At 70.6% G+C, this 16,387-nt stretch carries 14 protein-coding genes; 7 read left to right on the top strand and 7 right to left on the bottom strand.

Translation table 11 applies throughout. The annotated features are described in order from the left end of the window. Positions 1-1,568, top strand: a 1,568-nt coding sequence (locus Q0C41_RS22895) for a molybdopterin cofactor-binding domain-containing protein (protein ID WP_291987738.1), incomplete at its 5' end; no start/stop codon positions are given. A 35-nt stretch (positions 1,569-1,603) separates the two neighbouring features. After that, a complete protein-coding gene (locus tag Q0C41_RS22900; RefSeq protein ID WP_291987740.1) occupies positions 1,604-2,905 on the top strand; it encodes a lactonase family protein in 1,302 nt (433 codons plus the stop codon). 25 nt (positions 2,906-2,930) lie between these two features. Here the strand turns inward: Q0C41_RS22900 and Q0C41_RS22905 are convergent, their stop codons facing one another. Next, positions 2,931-3,125 (bottom strand): hypothetical protein, encoded by a 195-nt coding sequence (locus tag Q0C41_RS22905; RefSeq protein ID WP_291987742.1) that lies wholly within the window; start codon positions 3,123-3,125, stop codon positions 2,931-2,933. A 94-nt stretch (positions 3,126-3,219) separates the two neighbouring features. Between Q0C41_RS22905 and Q0C41_RS22910 the strand changes: the two genes are divergently transcribed. Then, positions 3,220-3,891: a Crp/Fnr family transcriptional regulator gene (locus Q0C41_RS22910; protein WP_291987744.1), complete on the top strand. Its 672-nt coding sequence runs from the start codon at positions 3,220-3,222 to the stop codon at positions 3,889-3,891. Between the two features lie 117 nt (positions 3,892-4,008). On the opposite strand, the gene Q0C41_RS22915 is transcribed toward Q0C41_RS22910, so the two are convergent. Together Q0C41_RS22915 and Q0C41_RS22920 are read right to left on the bottom strand one after the other, a co-directional pair. Next, positions 4,009-4,815, bottom strand: a complete 807-nt coding sequence (locus Q0C41_RS22915) for an undecaprenyl-diphosphate phosphatase (protein ID WP_291987746.1) — start codon at positions 4,813-4,815, stop codon at positions 4,009-4,011. A gap of 91 nt (positions 4,816-4,906) precedes the next feature. After that, on the bottom strand, positions 4,907-5,722 hold the full coding sequence (locus tag Q0C41_RS22920) for a carbohydrate-binding family 9-like protein (protein ID WP_291987748.1): 816 nt from the start codon (positions 5,720-5,722) through the stop codon (positions 4,907-4,909). A gap of 114 nt (positions 5,723-5,836) precedes the next feature. Here Q0C41_RS22920 and Q0C41_RS22925 point away from each other — a divergent pair, with 114 nt between their 5' ends. Together Q0C41_RS22925 and Q0C41_RS22930 are read left to right on the top strand one after the other, a co-directional pair. Further along, a complete protein-coding gene (locus tag Q0C41_RS22925) occupies positions 5,837-6,388 on the top strand; it encodes an SgcJ/EcaC family oxidoreductase (RefSeq protein WP_291987751.1) in 552 nt (183 codons plus the stop codon). Positions 6,389-6,398: 10 nt separating this feature from the next. Next, on the top strand, positions 6,399-7,127 hold the full coding sequence (locus Q0C41_RS22930) for a peptidase inhibitor family I36 protein (RefSeq protein WP_291987753.1): 729 nt from the start codon (positions 6,399-6,401) through the stop codon (positions 7,125-7,127). On the opposite strand, the gene ytxJ is transcribed toward Q0C41_RS22930, so the two are convergent. The 3 genes from ytxJ to Q0C41_RS22945 all read right to left on the bottom strand — a co-directional run bounded on the left by ytxJ (position 7,124) and on the right by Q0C41_RS22945 (position 12,210). Beyond that, positions 7,124-7,474 (bottom strand): bacillithiol system redox-active protein YtxJ, encoded by a 351-nt coding sequence (ytxJ, locus tag Q0C41_RS22935; RefSeq protein WP_291987755.1) that lies wholly within the window; start codon positions 7,472-7,474, stop codon positions 7,124-7,126. The two genes, Q0C41_RS22930 and ytxJ, sit on opposite strands and share 4 nt — an antisense overlap. 34 nt (positions 7,475-7,508) lie before the next feature. After that, positions 7,509-9,842: an ATP-binding protein gene (locus Q0C41_RS22940; RefSeq protein WP_291987757.1), complete on the bottom strand. Its 2,334-nt coding sequence runs from the start codon at positions 9,840-9,842 to the stop codon at positions 7,509-7,511. A 106-nt stretch (positions 9,843-9,948) separates the two neighbouring features. After that, positions 9,949-12,210 (bottom strand): TonB-dependent receptor, encoded by a 2,262-nt coding sequence (locus Q0C41_RS22945; RefSeq protein WP_291987759.1) that lies wholly within the window; start codon positions 12,208-12,210, stop codon positions 9,949-9,951. A gap of 128 nt (positions 12,211-12,338) precedes the next feature. Between Q0C41_RS22945 and Q0C41_RS22950 the strand changes: the two genes are divergently transcribed. Beyond that, positions 12,339-13,328, top strand: a complete 990-nt coding sequence (locus Q0C41_RS22950; RefSeq protein ID WP_291987760.1) for a c-type cytochrome — start codon at positions 12,339-12,341, stop codon at positions 13,326-13,328. After that, positions 13,325-15,043, top strand: coding sequence for an acido-empty-quinoprotein group A (locus Q0C41_RS22955; RefSeq protein WP_291987762.1), 1,719 nt, complete (start codon positions 13,325-13,327; stop codon positions 15,041-15,043). The genes Q0C41_RS22950 and Q0C41_RS22955 overlap by 4 nt, the downstream gene beginning before the upstream one ends. Positions 15,044-15,160: 117 nt before the next feature. Here the strand turns inward: Q0C41_RS22955 and Q0C41_RS22960 are convergent, their stop codons facing one another. Continuing rightward, positions 15,161-16,240, bottom strand: coding sequence for an amidohydrolase family protein (locus Q0C41_RS22960; protein WP_291987764.1), 1,080 nt, complete (start codon positions 16,238-16,240; stop codon positions 15,161-15,163). Between the last annotated feature and the right edge of the window lie 147 nt (positions 16,241-16,387).

Genomic DNA, 16,387 nt, shown 5'->3' on the forward strand with positions numbered 1-16,387 from the left:
CCGGCGGCACCGACGCGCTCACCGCGCCCGCAGCCTGGACGACGCTGGGCCGATCCATTCCCAACACGACGAGCCTCGCCATCGTCACCGGCGCGAAGACGTACCCGTCGGACCTGCGGCTGCCGGGGATGCTGCATGCGAGCCTCGTCCGCAGCCCGCATCATCGCGCGCAGCTGGTGGCGTACGACGCGGCGGCCGTCGAGCGGATACCGGGCGTGCGCGTGCTCCGCGATGCGGACCTGCTGGCCGTCGTGGCCGCCGATCCCGGCACCGCGCGTCGCGCCGCGTCACTCGTCACGGCCACCTGGACGCCGGCACCGCTGCGTCCGCAGAACGAGTGGCCCGCGCGCTTCAAGGCCACCGCCGTGGCGCCGGTCGAGCAGCCGACGGCCCGCTATCCCCCACTGCTGCGGCGCGGCGATGTCGAGGCTGGTCTGGCGGGCGCCGCGCGCCGGTTGTCGTCCACGTACTGGGTGCCCCCGATCGCGCACGTGCCGATGGAGCCACGCGCCGCGGTGGCCGACTGGCGCGACGACGCGGTGACCGTCTACGGGGGCAGCCAGGCGCCCTTCCTGGTGCGGCAGGAGGTCGCGCAGGCCCTGCAGGTACCGGAGGCGCGCGTCCGCATCATCGCGTCCGACAGTGGCGGCGGATTCGGCGGCAAGCAGCGTGGGGAGTGCGAGGTCGAGGCGGCGCGACTGTCGCGCCTCGCCGGTGCCCCGGTGCGGGTCGCATGGACGCGTGAGGAGGAGTTCACGTGCAGCTACACGCGGCCGGCCGGCCTCGTGGACGTGGAGAGCGGCGTCGATGCCGACGGTCGCCTGACGGCGCTCCGCTTCGCGAACTACAACAGCGGTGCCGCCGGCCTCGCGCCGCAGTACGACGTTCCGCATCAGTGGGTGGGTCACTATCGCGCGACCGCCGAGGTGCGACAGGGCAGCTATCGATCGCTGGCCGCCGTGGCCAACAACTTCGCGCTCGAATCGCACATGGACGAGTGGGCGGCGGCGCTGCAGATCGATCCGGTGGCGTTTCGCCTCCGCCACATCACCGACGCGCGCCTGCGCCAGGTGGTCGAGCAGACCGCGGCGCGGTTCGGGTGGGGCGCGACGCCCGTCGGCCAGGGACGCGGCGTCGGCATCAGTTGCAACCTCGAGAAGGACGCCAGGCTCGCCCTGTGTGTGGAGGTGGCCGTACGGGGCACCGACGTGCGCGTCGTCCGCATGGTGGCGACGGGCGACTTCGGCGCCGCGCTCAATCCTGATGCCCTCCTCAACCAGATGACGGGGGCCATCATCCAGGGCATGGGCGGCGCGCTGTGGGAACACGTGGACTTCGACACCACCGCACAGACGACGCGTCGACTCTCGCGCTACCGGCTGCCGCGCTTCCGTGATGTCCCGGCGATGGACGTGCAACTGATCGACCGACGTGATGTCGACGCTGCCGGTGCCGGCGAGTCGCCGATCACGCTGACGGCGCCGGCCCTCGCCGCAGCCGTTTTCTCCGCGACCGGCAGGCGGCGACGATCGCTGCCCCTGCTCCCGCTGCGCGACGCCGCGCCTTGACCGGGTGGGCGGGCCGACACATGATGGCGCCCACCATGCGCCCGCCGTCCGGCAGGACTCTCACCACCAGCACCCTGACTCGTCGATCGTTCGTGAAGAGCGCCACGGGGCTGGCTGCGGTGGCCCCCGCCGTGACACCGGGCGTCGAGCGCCTCGAGGACGCGCCGCCTGCGGTCGAGGGTGGCCAGCGGTTCGCGTACGTGGGGACCTACAGCGCCCCGCCCGGGGATCCGTCGGCCGCGGGCACCCCGCCTGGGGCCAACGGGCAAGGCATCCACATCTTTCGCGTCGATCGACGCACCGGCGCGCTCACGCCGATCGGGGTGAGAGAGCATCACACGAGCCCCAGTGCGATCGCCGTCGATGCCGCGGGCACGCATCTGTACTCGACCAACGCCACCGATGTCGTGGACGACGGCGCGTCGGGCACCGTCACCGCCTTCGCCGTCGATCGCCGGACCGGGCAGCTCACGCGCCTCAACACGGTGGCCTGCGGGGGCACCGGGCCGACGGACGCCTTCGTGCACCCCGCCGGGCGGCATCTGCTCGTGGCCAACTACGGCGGCGGGTCGGTGGCGGTCCTGCCGATTCTCGCCGACGGCCAGCTCGGGGCGGCCACCGACGTGCACAAGACCAGCGGCGTCGTCGGGCCGGCGCGTGCCACGCATGCGCCGCCGGGCAGCTTCGCGTTCAGCGGGCACGACCGCCCGCACGTGCACATGATTCGGACCGACCCTGCCGGTCGATTCGTGCTGGCGCCCGACCTGGGCCTCGACCGCATCTTCGTCTGGGCCTTCGATGTCGCGACCGGGCGGCTGACGCCCGCGGATCCACCGTCGGTGGCGCTGCCGCCAGGGGACGGCCCGCGCCACTTCGCGTTCCATCCGGACCGGCCGTGGTGCTACGCGATCCAGGAAGAGGGCTCGACGATCGTGCAGTTCGAGTACGACGGATCGGTGGGCCGCCTGGCGCCGCGGCAGACGATCTCGAGCCTGCCGCCGGGGTACGCCGGCAGCAACTTCTGCTCGGGCATCGCGGTCTCGAGCGATGGACGCTTCGTCTACGCCGGCAATCGCCTGCACGACAGCATCGGCATCTTCGCCGTCGGCCGCGAGGGCGCCTTGACATTCGTGGCCGCCGAGCAGACGCGCGGCAGCTATCCGCGCAGCTTCACGATCGACCCGGACGGACGCTTCCTCTACGCGTGCAACCAGCGCGCGGACAACATCACCACGTTCCGCATCGATCGCCGGACGGGCCGGCTGGCGTTCACGGGACAGTACACGCCAGTAGGCAGTCCGTCGGCGCTCGTGCTGCTCGACGTCCGCGACGCCTGACCGGGACGCGCGACGCCTGGCACGCCTAGCGCATGACGAGCGCCATGACGGCCCACACCGCGAGGCTGGCGCCGACGATGCCGGCAATCATCACCGTGCGGCGATGCATGTTGCGGTCGTGCTCGGCACCGGTGGCGGCCCAGCGGGACCAGCGGTCGTCGCCGATGGGCGTAACGGTGGACGGAACCTCGACGGGCTGGGGAGTCGTGGGAATGGTCATGTCTCACGGTACGCCCGCTCGTCCGGCTGGGCTGTGCTCCATTGCACAGGGCCATGGCCAGCTCTGCCGTGGCTGACATGGGATGATGCGAGAGATGCCAGCTCCGCGGCCCCGCGCCGTTCCGGCTCCGCTGCCCTTCGACGTGCCCGCCTTCCTGAAGGCCTCGGGCGTCACGACGCGCACGGTGCGCTGCGCGACCGGATCGACGATTTTCTCGCAAGGGGCAGATGCCAACAGCGTGTACCTCCTGCTCGAGGGGGACGTGACCCTGGTGGTGCTCTCCCCCGCCGGCAAGGAGGCCGTGGTGGCGATGCTCGGCCCCGGCGACTTCCTCGGCGAGGGCTGTCTTGCCGGCCAGAAGCGCCGCATGGGGTCGGCCAAGGCCGTCGCGCCCGCGCAGCTGCTCCGCATCACGAAGGCGGACATGCAGCGCCTGCTGCACGATCATCCGGCCTTCTCCGATCACTTCCTCGGCCACATGCTGGCCCGCAACATCCGCATCGAGGAGGACCTGGTCGATCACCTGTTCAACTCGAGCGAGAAGCGGCTGGCGCGGACGCTGCTGCTGCTGGCCCGCTACGGCAACGAGGGCACGACACACCTGCTGCCCAAGCTCTCGCAGGAGACGCTCGCGGAGATGGTCGGCACCACCCGGTCGCGCGTGAACTTCTTCATGAACAAGTTCCGACGACTCGGCTTCATCGAGTACAGCGGCGGCCCCCTCAAGGTGAACAGCGCGCTCCTCAGCGTCGTGCTGCACGACTGACCGTATCCCGTGGGGCGTGGGCCCTGGGGCGTGGGCCTTGGGCCTTCGTGTTGAGCCCTGAGCCCTGAGCCCTCAGCCTTCGTTTCTGAGCCCTGAGCCTCGAGCCTTGAGCCTGGACTAGAGCCTCCCCGTCATCACCAGCGCGACGACGACGGCGGCCGCGGCGATTCGCCACCAGCCGAAGACCGCGAGTCGCCGATGCTGGAGCCAGGCCACCATCCAGGCCACGGAGGCCATGGCCGAGACCCACGCGGCGACGAAGCCCGCCAGCAGCACGCCAGGGCCGTACGCCTCGAGCATGACCGCGCCGCTGTCCAGGCCCTTGTAGGCGGTGGCCGCCCCGAGCGTGAGCAACCCGAGCAGGAACGAGAACTCGACGGCGCCGGCCAGCGACAGCCCCACCGCGACGCCCCCGAGGATCGTGGCCAGGCTGCGGCTCACGCCGGGCCACAGCGCCGCACACTGGCAGACGCCGATGATCAGCGCCGCGCGCAGCGGCACGTGCGCCAGCGTCGTGCCACCGGGCGGCAGCCGCGACGACACCGCCAGCATCAGCACGCCGCCCACGGCCCACGCCGCCGCCACCGGCATCGGCCCGAACAGGTAGCCCTCGATCAGATCGTCGAAGGCCAGACCGGCGATTGCTGCGGGGATGAAGGCCACCAGCAGCGCGAGCGCGAGCGCCAGCCCCGCCGGGTCACGCCCGAGCAACCCGCGCACCAGCTGGACGATGCGGTGCCGGTAGAGGACGAGGACGGCGGCGATGGCTCCGCCCTGGATGGCGATGGCGTACGCATTGGCCGCCGCATCTGCCTCGATGCCCATGAGGCGCTGCGCCACCAGCAGGTGTCCGGTCGAACTGACGGGGAGGAACTCGGTGAGGCCCTCGACGAGCCCGAGGACGATCGCTTGCCACAAATCCACGCGTCACTATCGCATGGGCGTCCGATGACAGGGACGCCTCGCCGACCGCGACGGAATGGGAGGGACGCCTCGCCGAGGCGTCCGCTCATCGTCAGAACTCGATGAACCGCAGGAGGCCGAAGCGTTCGGGGTCGTGGAAGCCCCGTTCGGTGCGCGTCAGCGACCAGGCCGCGTACTCGTCATCGGCCCGCAGGTCCTGCAGGGTGTGATCGATAGCCGTCCTGCGCGCGTCGTCGGCCGAGCGGCGCTCCTCGACGAGCGCGTCGATCCGGGCGGCCTTGGCCACGCCGCCAGGGCGCGTGATGCGATAGAGCCCGACGCGCCACTGGTCGCCCGGGCGTGGCGCCGCCGAGACGCCTGCTGCCGTCAGCGACGCCCATGGGATCGCGATCTCGGCCACCCATCCGGCTGCATGCCGCGTGACCGCCGTCTGCAGCCCCGCGATGTCCCAGCGGCGCGCGTCGCCGCCACCGGCCCTCGGCGCGGGGATCAGCAGATCGACCACGACGTTGGTGGGACTGACCTCGAGCTCCGCGTACTGCCGGCCGTCGCCATCGGGATCGAGGAACACTTCGACCACCTCTTCTTCCCACAGGCGATCGTCGCGGGCGGTGTGACGGGCCCACGCCTCGCGACCGGTGCAGGCAAACGCGACGTAGAGATGCGTGTCGTCCCAGGTCACGGCCGCCTCAGTGGGATGGGCGGGACGCCGCGCCGGATCCGTGATCAGCCGGAACTCGCCGACGCGCGGCAGCAGCGCCCACGACACTTCATCCAGCTTCCCGTCGACCCGGATGGTGTCTGACGCCCGTCGAGCGTCGTGGATGGGCAGCGTCGGCGTCTGCGCCTCGACGATCGCGACGAGCCCGGCGATGATCAGCAAGGCGATGGCCTGAAACCTGTGCATGCCGCATTGAATCATGCGGACGCGAGGGTTGTGCCAAAGAGAGATTGACGTGCCCCAGGTCTCCCCGGGCATAGTCTGGGGTCAGCCATCTCAGGCTCTTCTTCAGGAGATCCCATGTTCCGACCGTACGCCCTGTCCCTCGCGCTCGTCGGCGCACTGACCGTTGTCGGCTGCGCCCAGCAGCCGGCGCCCCCGGCCGCGCCGGTGGCCCCCGTGCAGGATGCCCCCGAAGACATCGCGGCCCTCAACGCCGCCCGCCAGGCGTTCATGGCCGCCTACGAGGCCGGTGACGCGACGGCCATCGGCAATCTCTACACGCCGGATGCCATCTCGGAGTCGAACAACCAGCCCAGCCTGAAGGGACGCGAGGCCATCGTCGCCAGCCTGACGGGCATGTTCGAGCAGGTGGCGGTGAAGACGACGCTGACGTCGGAAGAGACGCGGACGCTCGGCACCGTCGGCCTCGATCGCGGCACGTACACGGTGACGGTGACCCCGAAGGCCGGTGCGCCGCCGGCCACCTCCGAAGGCCGCTACATGGTGGTCTACGTCAAGGGAACCGATGGCAAGTGGCTCGTGTCGCGCGACATGGACAACGCCCTGATGCCTCCCGCCCCGCCCGCCGCGGCACCGGCGGCCGACGCCAAGTCGGATGCCAAGTCGTAGGAGCGCCACCATGCGGATTCTTTCGAGCGTCATCCTTGCCGGCGTGGCCGTCCTCACGGTCGCGTCCAGTGCCTCGGCACAGTTCTGGGGGCGCGGTGCCTATCCTCGCGCGGGCGCCTGCTTCTACGAGGACATCAACTACGGCGGGCGCTACTTCTGCACGAGCGCCGGCGACAGCAACCCGCGCGTCAGCAGCGGCATCAACGACGAGATTTCGTCGATTCGTCTGTTCGGCAATGCCGAGGTCGAAATCTTCCGCGACCCGAACATGCGTGGACAGTCGCGCCGCTTCACGTCGAGCGTCCGTGACCTGCGCTACTCGGGCTTCAACGATCGCCTGACGTCCTACGCCGTCTACGAGCGCCGCTACGGCGGCAATTACGGCGGCAACTATGGCGGGGCGTACGGCGGCGGTGGCAACTGGGGCGGCGGCGCCGGGCACAACGGCGGCTACAACGGCGGCTACGGCGGGGGTGGCGGCTACAACGGCGGCTACGGTGGCGCGTACGGCGGCGGCTCGCACTGGGGTGGCTCGAACCACAACAACGGCAGCGGCAGCCGCTACACCTACCAGCAGGCCGAGAACATGGTGCGGCAGGCGTATCGTCGCGTCCTGCAGCGGGATCCCGATCCCGCGGCGCGTCCGTGGGTCAACGAAGTGCTGAAGAACAACTGGAGCCAGCGGCAGCTGGAGGATGCGCTCCGCGACACGCCGGAGGGGCGCCAGAAGGGCTTCTAGCGGGCGGTCAGCGTGAAGCGTTCGAGGGCCGCGCGGATGGCGTCCACCGTGATCGCGAGGTGCGACGTGTGCCAGAGCACGGCGCCGTCACGGACGAGCAGCAACTGCGGCGACGCATGGCGCACGCCGAGGCGCTCGGCGATGGCGTTGGACACCGGGCGGCCACGCTGCACCGACACGAGGTAGACCGGCACCCCATGGCCGGCGTCCGCGACGAAGGCCTCCATCTCCGCATTGGCCTGCAAGCTCAGTCCGCAGGTCTCGCTGTGCTTGAAGAGCAGGATGGGCTGGGTGTGCGCTGTTGCCAGCGCGGCATCGAGGGCGTCGAGACTGGGCAGGGGACGCATGCGCGGCTTCACGATAGCAGATGGCGGCGCGTCCTCAGGCCGGACGCGACCGGGCCTCCGCCATGCCGGCCAGATCGAGGCCGAGGCGCTGCATCTCCTCGTCCAGGGCCCCTCGACGCAGGGGCTTCGACAGGTAGCCATCCATGCCGGCCGCGAGGCAGCGCTCCGGGTCGCCGGTCATGGCGTGGGCGGTCAGCGCCACGATCGGCACGCGCGGACGCCCGGACGTCCGTTCGGCGGCGCGGATGGCCGCCACGGCTTCGAAGCCATCCATCTCGGGCATCTGCACGTCCATGAACACGACGTCGAAGATGCTCCGCTGCCAGGCGTCGACGGCCTCGCGCCCGTTGTTGGCCACAATCACCTCGCACGACCGCGCCCGCAACATGCCCTGCACGACCCGCTGATTGACGACATTGTCTTCGGCGACGAGCACGCGCACCAGGGGCGGTAGCGCCTCACGTGCGGGCACCACCGTCCGCTCCGGGTCATGCGGGCGCGTGCGTGCGGCATCCAGCATGGCGCTGACTGCCGCCGCCACCGCCGCCCGCCGCAGCGGCTTCACCAGCGTGCTGGTCGGCGCCGCGCCGCTGGCACGCGGAACATCGGCCGTGGTCAGCATGCCCACCACGCAGCCCTCCACGTCGGCGGCGGCCCGGCGATGCCACCGCGGATCCTCGAGGGTCTGGCCATCCACGAAGACGCAGGCCACCCCCTCCAGCAGCGTCCCCGCCTCGTCCACCGTGGGCCCCACGGCGACGTCGGCCCCCCAGCCGCGCAACCAGCGCGCCAGCACGTCGCGCGAGGCGTCCTGCCGGTCGATGACGACGATGCGGCGCCCGGCGAACGTGGTGGCCGGCAGGTCATGGGTCCGCGGCAGTCCTGGTGCCACCAGCAGGGGCAGGTCGAACGAGAACGTGCTGCCGTGCCCTTCCACACTCTCCACCGAGAGCGCGCCGCCCATCAGCGACACCAGCCGCGCCGAGATCGTGAGGCCGAGTCCCGTGCCACCGAAGACGCGCGTGGTCGAGCCATCGGCCTGCGTGAAGGCTTCGAAGATGGCCTGCTGGCGGTCCGGTGGGATGCCGACGCCCGTGTCCTTGACCGCGAAGCAGAGCCGGGCGTCCCCCACGGCCCCCGTTCCCAGACGCACCTGCAACTGGACCGACCCCGCCATCGTGAACTTGATGGCGTTGCCGAGGAGATTGATGAGCACCTGGCGCAGACGTCCCTGGTCGCCCAGGATGATGTCGGGCAGCCCGGGGGCGGGATCGCACACCAGGTCGAGCCCGCGCTGATGGGCCCGCACCGCCAGGGCCCCGAGCGCATCGTCCACGGCCGCGGACAGCGTGAAGGGCACGACCTCGACGTCGAGGCGACCGGCCTCGATCTTCGAGAAGTCGAGCACGTCGTCGATCACCGACAGCAGCGACTCGGCCGACCGCCGGATGGTCTCGACGTAGTCGCGTTGCAGGGGCGCGAGATCGGTCTCGAGCGCGAGCTCGGTCATGCCCAGCACGCCGTTCATCGGCGTGCGGATCTCGTGGCTCATGTTGGCGAGGAACTCGCTCTTGTAGCGGTTGGCCGCTTCCGCGCGTTCCTTCGCCTCGCGCAGTTCGGACGTGCGCAGCTGGATCGTCTGTTCGAGTCCATCGCGATGGCGCCGGACCTCGCCGTAGAGCGAGCCGATCTCGCGCACCATGTCGTTGAAGGCGGTGACCAGGACGCCGACCTCGTCGCCGCGGGTCGCCGCCGGCAGCGCCACGTCGAAGCGGCGCGACCGACTCACCTCGGCGGCGGCCTCCGAGAGCTGGCGAAGGGGCGTGATCACCGGCCGCTGCATCAGCGCCCCGAGCGCCCACGCCAGGGCCAGAGACACGACGAAGACGGCACCGAAGATGGCCAGCATGCCGCGCAACCGCGCCTGCAGCAGGCGGAGGTCCGCCACGACGAGCAGGCGTCCGACGCACCCGCCCTCGTTGCAGATGTCCCGGACGACGCGCACCGTCGCGCCCTCGACGACTGTTCCCGCCATCGGGGCCGTGGGCGGCAGGTGCGCCAGGCTGGCCGTGCGGTGGACGGCGACCATGCTCGAATCGCGGCCGTACAGGGCCGCGCCGATCACGTCGTCGCGCGCCTCGAGCGAGGACAGCGTCACCTGGGCGGCGTCGGCATCCCCAAAGGTCAGGGCCGCATCGGTGTTGCTCGCCACCAGGTGCGTGACGCCCTCGATCTGCTGCACCAGCTGCGCGCGCGCCGTGGTGGTGTCGTACGCCACCAGACCGGCGCCCGTGAGGACGAGGCCGGACGCACTCGAAGCGATCAGAATCAGCGTCAGACGCTGGCGAAGAGAAAAGCGCAGGGCCATGCGGGGAGCAATTCGCTGCCCGCACAATCGGCGGGGCGCCCCGCGACCGTGAGCGCGGCTGTGGTCCCGCTGGTCGCCATCCGTGCGCCCGTCGGATTCTGACAGCTCAGAAGCCGACCTCGACGCCCATCCACCCGGCCCGCGGCGCCCCGGGACTGACGAAGCGGGGCTCGTCTTCGTAGGCCGCCCCCAGAAGCCCGGCGTTGCCCAGCATGCCGAAGGTCGCGTACCCGGCATCGAACAGATTCACCACCTGCCCGACCACCGTGAGCCGCCGCGCCACCCGCCAGCGGGCCTGCGCATCGACCACCGCGAAGGCCGGCACGGGATCCAGCAGGTTGGCCTCGTCACCACGCAGGAACTGCGACGACTGCGCTCGCCAGGTGGCGGCCACGTCGAGGCCGCTGCCAAGTCTCGCGGAGAGGCCCAGGCGCCCCAAATGCGCGGGAATGCCCGGCAAGGCGTCGCCACGACGCACCCGCAGGGCCGTCTCCTGGGCCTCGGGGTGGAAAAGGCTCGGCACCGAGACGTCCGTGCCGAAGATCGCCTGCTGCCACGTGTAGGTGCCGGTCAGCGTCACGACGCCGGCGCGCCACTCGCCGCCGGCCTCGAGGCCCCGGCGATGCGTGCGGGCGACGTTCTCGAAGTGGCCCGCGCCGCGCTGCCGACCGCTGCTCACGAAGATTAGGTCGTCGTCGACGCGCGTCGAGAAGATCGAGGCCGACCAGCTGCCGCGCGGCAGCACGCCCCTCGCGCCGGTCTCCCAGGTCCCGGCGACCGGCTGATCGAGCGGCGGATCGGACACGAAGGCGTTGGGCAGACGACACGGGTCGTCCGGATCGGCGCAGGTCAGCTCGACCGGTGTCGGCACCCGCGAGGACTGCGCGTACGACGCGTAGAGATTGACGTCCGCGTGGGCATCCCACGTCACACCGACGGCGGGGTTGAGGCGCGAGAAGGCGTGATCGCCGTCGAGATCCGTCCCGAGGCGATCCCGCAGCCGCACGGTCGTGCGGTTGGCGCGCAGCGAGGCGGTGACGTGCACGCGCGAGGTCGCATCGAGCGTGTCGGTGAGGAACGCCGAGACGGTGCGGGTGTCGGCATCGAGGCCGACGGCGGCATCGGCCTCGAGGACGCCGGCGCCGATGGCCTCACGCGACGGGGAGAGGAAGCCGAACTCGCTCTCGAAGCTGAAGTCGCTCGTCGCCGCATCGACGCCGAGGCCCACCACCCCATGGTTGGCGCGCCCGAGCCAGCGCCGCGTCGACACGAGCTGCGCGGTGGCGCCCACCGACCGGCTCCGCGTGCGACTCCTGTTCAGCGCCGCGTCGTACGCCGGTGCCCCCTCGTCCCCATCGTCATCCGCCCCGGCGTGGTCGTCGTCATCGCCATCGTCGTCATCATCATCGTCGTCGCCAGCGTCGCCGTTCAGCGTGCCCAGCCGGGCGTCACGCACGTACGCCATCGTCTCGAGCCGCAGCGTGGACGAGGGCTGATGGTCGAGGCGCGCGGTGACGGCGGTGAGGTCGTGATCGGTGCGATCGGGATACGTGAACACGGCGCGGCGACGTTCGGCCAGCAGCCGTTCGGGCACGGTGCCGTTGCCCAGCAGGTCGTTGCTGGCGAGTGTGGTGCCGAGGTCCAGGGCGGTGGCCCCACCGCGCCAGCTGGCCTTGCCGAAGAGGCGCCGCAACGTCGACGGGGATGCGTCGCGCCACCCGCCCTCGTCCAGCAGGGACCCGGCCGCGAAGCCTGCCCAGCCCCGCCCGGCGCCGCCGATCTCGGCGTCGGCGCGATAGCGATCGAAGGCGCCCGCCGTGATCGCCATCCGGCCTCCCTGCGCCGAGAAGCCGTCACGCGTGCGTACGGACACGGCCCCGCCCAGCGCGTTGAGGCCGAACAGCGGATTGGAGCCGGGCATCACGTTGATGCTGGCCAGGGCCCCCGGCGGCAGGGCATCCCAGTTGACGATGTCGCCGAACGGCTCGTTGGCGCGCATGCCGTCGAGGTACACGGCCAGGCCTTCGGACGCGCCGAGCAGGGGGGAGGCGCCGAAACCGCGAAAGAGGACGTCGGGCTGGAAGGTGCCGCCCTGGGGCTCGCTGGCCTGCAGGGGCGCCATGCCGCGTGTGAGGATGGCGCCGAGGTCGGTCAGCGCCTGTGTGCCTGGCGTCGCGAGGATGACCTGGACGTTGGCCGGGATGTGCAGGCGCGGCACTCCCGAGCCATGCAGTGGCGTGACCGCGACGACGTCGACCGTCTCGATCACGACGGGCGCAACGGGGGGCCGCGGCGCATCGGGCGCGGCCTCCTGCGCCAGCGCGACGGACGGAAGGACGAGGCAGGCCACGACGCACCAGCGGAACATGACGCTGATTCTACGGGGCCGGCACGGGGGGCGCGCCACGAAACACGAACCCTCCGCGCGTCGTACAAGCGTCGATAGTCACACTTGCCCGCGCACAGCCGTGCCCGGGCGCAGGGAGAGACGCACACATGAGAGCAGGTTCAGCATGGGTCGCCGTGGCGGCGCTCGGGATGGCCTTGTCGGTCAGCGTCCGGGCGACGAGCGAGGTGCCGTCGCAGGCACCGGCGCAACCACCGGTCATCGAGGGGCATGGCGGTCCGCCACCACCGGGCCAGCCCGCCACGCCGCAGTCCCCGGCGCCGCGTCCGGCCGGCCCAGGTGGGCCCGGAGGTCCCGGGGGCGGTCAGGGCCGCTTCCCCGCCCAGCAGCGGCCCAAGGGTGATCCCGATGTGATCCAGCGCGGCCGTGGGATCTTCGCCGGCGCGTGCGGGCCCTGTCACGGCGCCGACGCACGCGGCGGGCAGCTCGGCGGCCCCAACCTCCTGCGGTCGGAACTTGCGCTCAACGACAAGGCCGGCGAGCTGATGTACCCGGTGATCAAGAACGGGCGTCCGGGCACGCAGATGATCGCCAGCCCGCTGCCCGACGCAGACATCCGGGCCGTCATCGCCTTCGTCCACGACCTGCAGAGCAAGATCGGCGGCCAGGGCAACCCGCCGCCGGGCAGCGAGGTCGAGCTGGACATCCTCGTGGGCAACGCGCAGGCGGGCCAGGCCTACTTCGCCGCGAAATGCGCGTCGTGCCACTCGGCCACGGGCGACCTGCAGGGCATCGCCACGCGGGCCGGCCAGCCCAAGGCACTGCAGAACCTGTGGGTCTCGGGCGGGCGCGCCCTCGCCCGCGGCGGCGGTGCCGTGCGTCCGATCGGCGCGCCTCGGGCCGTCACCACGGCCACGGTGACGCTGGCCTCCGGCGAGAAGGCGACCGGCACGCTCCTGCGCCTCGACGATTTCCTCGTGACCATCGTGCAGGACGGCGCGCAGCGCACGTTCCGCCGCCACGGCGACACCCCGAAGGTCGAAATCACGGATCCGCTGGAAGGCCACCGCGCCCTCCTCACGGAATTGACCGATGCCGACATGCACAACGTGACGGCCTACCTGGTGACGCTGAAATGAGCACGAACCGCCTGTTGCTGACACTGCCTCTTCTCGCGCTGCCGGTCGTGCTGGCGGGCCAGGGCCCGGCGCCGACCACGGCGCCCGCGCCGTCGGTCGACCCTGCGCGCCTGACCAAACCGCTCGGCGAGGACTGGCCGACGTACTCCGGCGATTACACGGGCAAGCGCTACAGCCCGCTGACGCAGGTGGACCGCACCACGGTCAAGGGCCTCTCGCTGGCCTGGACCGCCAGGCTGACGGCCGGCTCCGGTGCTGGCGGGGGCCGCGGTCGCTTCGGCGGCGGTGGCCCGCCGGTCATCGTCGGCGGCACCGGCCCCGACGGCCTGCCGCCCGTGCCAGCCAACGTCAAGGGCACGCCGCTGATGGTCAACGGCACGCTCTACGTGACCACGCCCGACAACGCGTGGGCGATGGACGCCCGTGATGGCCGCGAGCTGTGGCACTACTTCTGGAAGACCAAGGGCAGCACGCCGATCGCCAACCGCGGTGTCGGTCTCTGGAAGGACTACCTGTACTTCGTCACGCCGGACAACTACTTCGTCTCGCTCGACGCGAAGACCGGCAAGGAACGCTGGCACAAGGAGCACGCCGACTTCGACCAGCAGTACTTCTCGACGATGGCGCCGATCGTGGTGGACAACCATCTGATTCTCGGCACCGGCAACGACATCGACTCGCCTGGCTACATCCAGTCGTTCGATCCGGAGACCGGCGAGATCAAGTGGCGCTTCTACACTGTGCCCATGAAGGACGGCGACCCGGGCCTCGACACCTGGCAGAGCCTGCAGGCGGCCAAGTACGGCGGTGGCCATCCGTGGCTGCCCGGCGTCTACGACCCGGAGACGCGCCTGTACATCTTCGGTACCGGCAACCCGATCCCGGCCTACACGGCCGGCCGCGGCGAGGGCGACAACCTCTACACGTGCTCGCTCGTCGCCGTGCATGTCGACACCGGCAAGATGGCCTGGGCCTTCCAGACCTCGCCGCACGACATGCACGACTGGGACTCGGCGCAGACGCCGATCCTGTTCGAGGGCATGGTCAAGGGGAAGATGCGCAAGCTGGTGTCGACGGCGGCGCGCAACGGCTACTTCTTCACGCTTGACCGCACCACGGGGGAGCACCTCGTCACCACGAAGTACGGCGAGGCGACCAATTGGGCCAAGACGGTCGACAAGAGCGGGTCCGTGCGTCGCAACCCGATCAAGGACCCGACGATCCCCGGCGCCATCACGTCGCCGACCTCCGGCGGCACGATCAACTGGGAACCGCCGGCCTACTCGCCCGACACCAAGCTGTTCTACGTGTCGGAGCGCAACGGCTTCGCGATCTACTACCTGACCGACCCTGACCCGCGCGGCTCGATGGGCCTCGGCGGCAAGGAGGAGGTCTCGGTCGGATCGACGGGCAACTACCTGACGGCCATCGACCCGACGACGGGCAAGGTGGTGTGGCGCCGGCCGTACCCGAGCGCCGCGGGCGGCTTCGGTGGCGGTGGCGGCGGCGGGCTGCTGACCACGGCCGGCAAGCTCGTGTTCGCCGGCGATGCCGGCGGCAACTTCGTGGCCTACGATGCCGAGACCGGCAAGCCGTTGTGGCACTCGCGCATCGGCAACGTGAGCAACGCCGCCATCACGTACATGCTCGACGGCCGCCAGCACATCCTGGTCGCCGCCGGCGATACGTTGTACGCGTTCGCGCTCTACGAATAAAGAAGCGCGCGACCGCGGCGGATAGGACGGAGGACAGAGGAACGAGGACGGAGGTAGGACGGAGGGGCAAGGTATACCTCACTCCTCTGTCCTCTCTCCTCCGTCCTCTCAGGGGGGTTATCGCGACAACACGCGCTGGGCGTTGTCGTGATAGACCTTGCGGAGGATCGTGTCCGGCAGGCCGAAGCCGTGATACGGCCAGTGGTACAGCCGCAGCGTCTCCAGATAGAAGTGCTCGTCCTCGGTCTCGAGGATGCGGAACGTGGAGCGGTACATCTCCGCGTCCGTCCCCATGTCGGTGCCATACAGCAGGCGATCCTGATACTTCTCGTAGAACTTGCGCATCGTGCGCGGGATCGGCGACGTCTCGCCGAAGCGCGCGGCGATGTCGGCGTAGAGGTTCGGGGAGGCGTCGAGCATGCGCGCGAGCATCGAGAGGTCGGCCGTCGTGTTGGCGAAGTGACAGGCGATGAAGGTGGTGCGCGGGTGCTTCGCCACCGCGCGCGCCAGCGTCGCGATGACCTCGTCGTGACCGAGCACGCCCGGTTCCTTCGCGATCTTCCACTTGAAGGCGTTCATCATCCCGTCGTTGGCGCTGGTCATCTCCTCGTACATCCACTGGTCCTCGCCGACGTGGATGTTGACCGGGAGCCCGAGGTCGGCCAGCTTCTCGAACACGGGATCGAGACGCGGGTCGTCCACGTGCATGCCGCCAGAGCCACGCAACCCGCGGCCCTTGTCGCTCAGTTCGCCAACGCCTCGCACGCCGAGCTTCGCCCCGCGTTCGAGTTCGGCGATCACCCGCGCGGCGAACCCGGGCTGGTCGGCGCCGCTGAGATCGAGGCCGGACCACACCTCGAATCGGTCCGGATACCGCCCGAACAGCGCCAGCGCATCGTCCAGGCGCTTGCCGGTGCCCCCCACCATGACCACGGTCTTCTCGATGCCCACCGCGTCCATCGTCTTCACCCACGTGGCGACCGCCTCTGGGGTCTGGACGTAGGCGTGCGAATGGACGTCGATCACCGGATACTTCGCCTTCTCGACGAGCGTCTGGGGAATCTTGTAGATGGAGACCGGCCGGTAGTCCTTGAGCAGCAACTGATCGGGCGGTGTCGGGGCGGCAGGCGCCTGCGCCGACGCGACGCCTGCGGCAAGGACGAGGCCTGTGAGGGAGGCGGAGACACGGCTGAGCATGGGCGACATTATGTCCGCGCCGGTATGCTGTCGCAGCACGGTGTCGAGGGCGGCGCCCCGGGAGACCCATGGACATGACGGCAGCACGAGGCTGGATCACGACGATGGTGGCGGCAGTGATGGTGACGGCGGCCTGTGGCGGCACGC

The sequence above is a fragment of the Luteitalea sp. genome (genome assembly GCF_022842525.1).
GTDB lineage: Bacteria > Acidobacteriota > Vicinamibacteria > Vicinamibacterales > Vicinamibacteraceae > Luteitalea.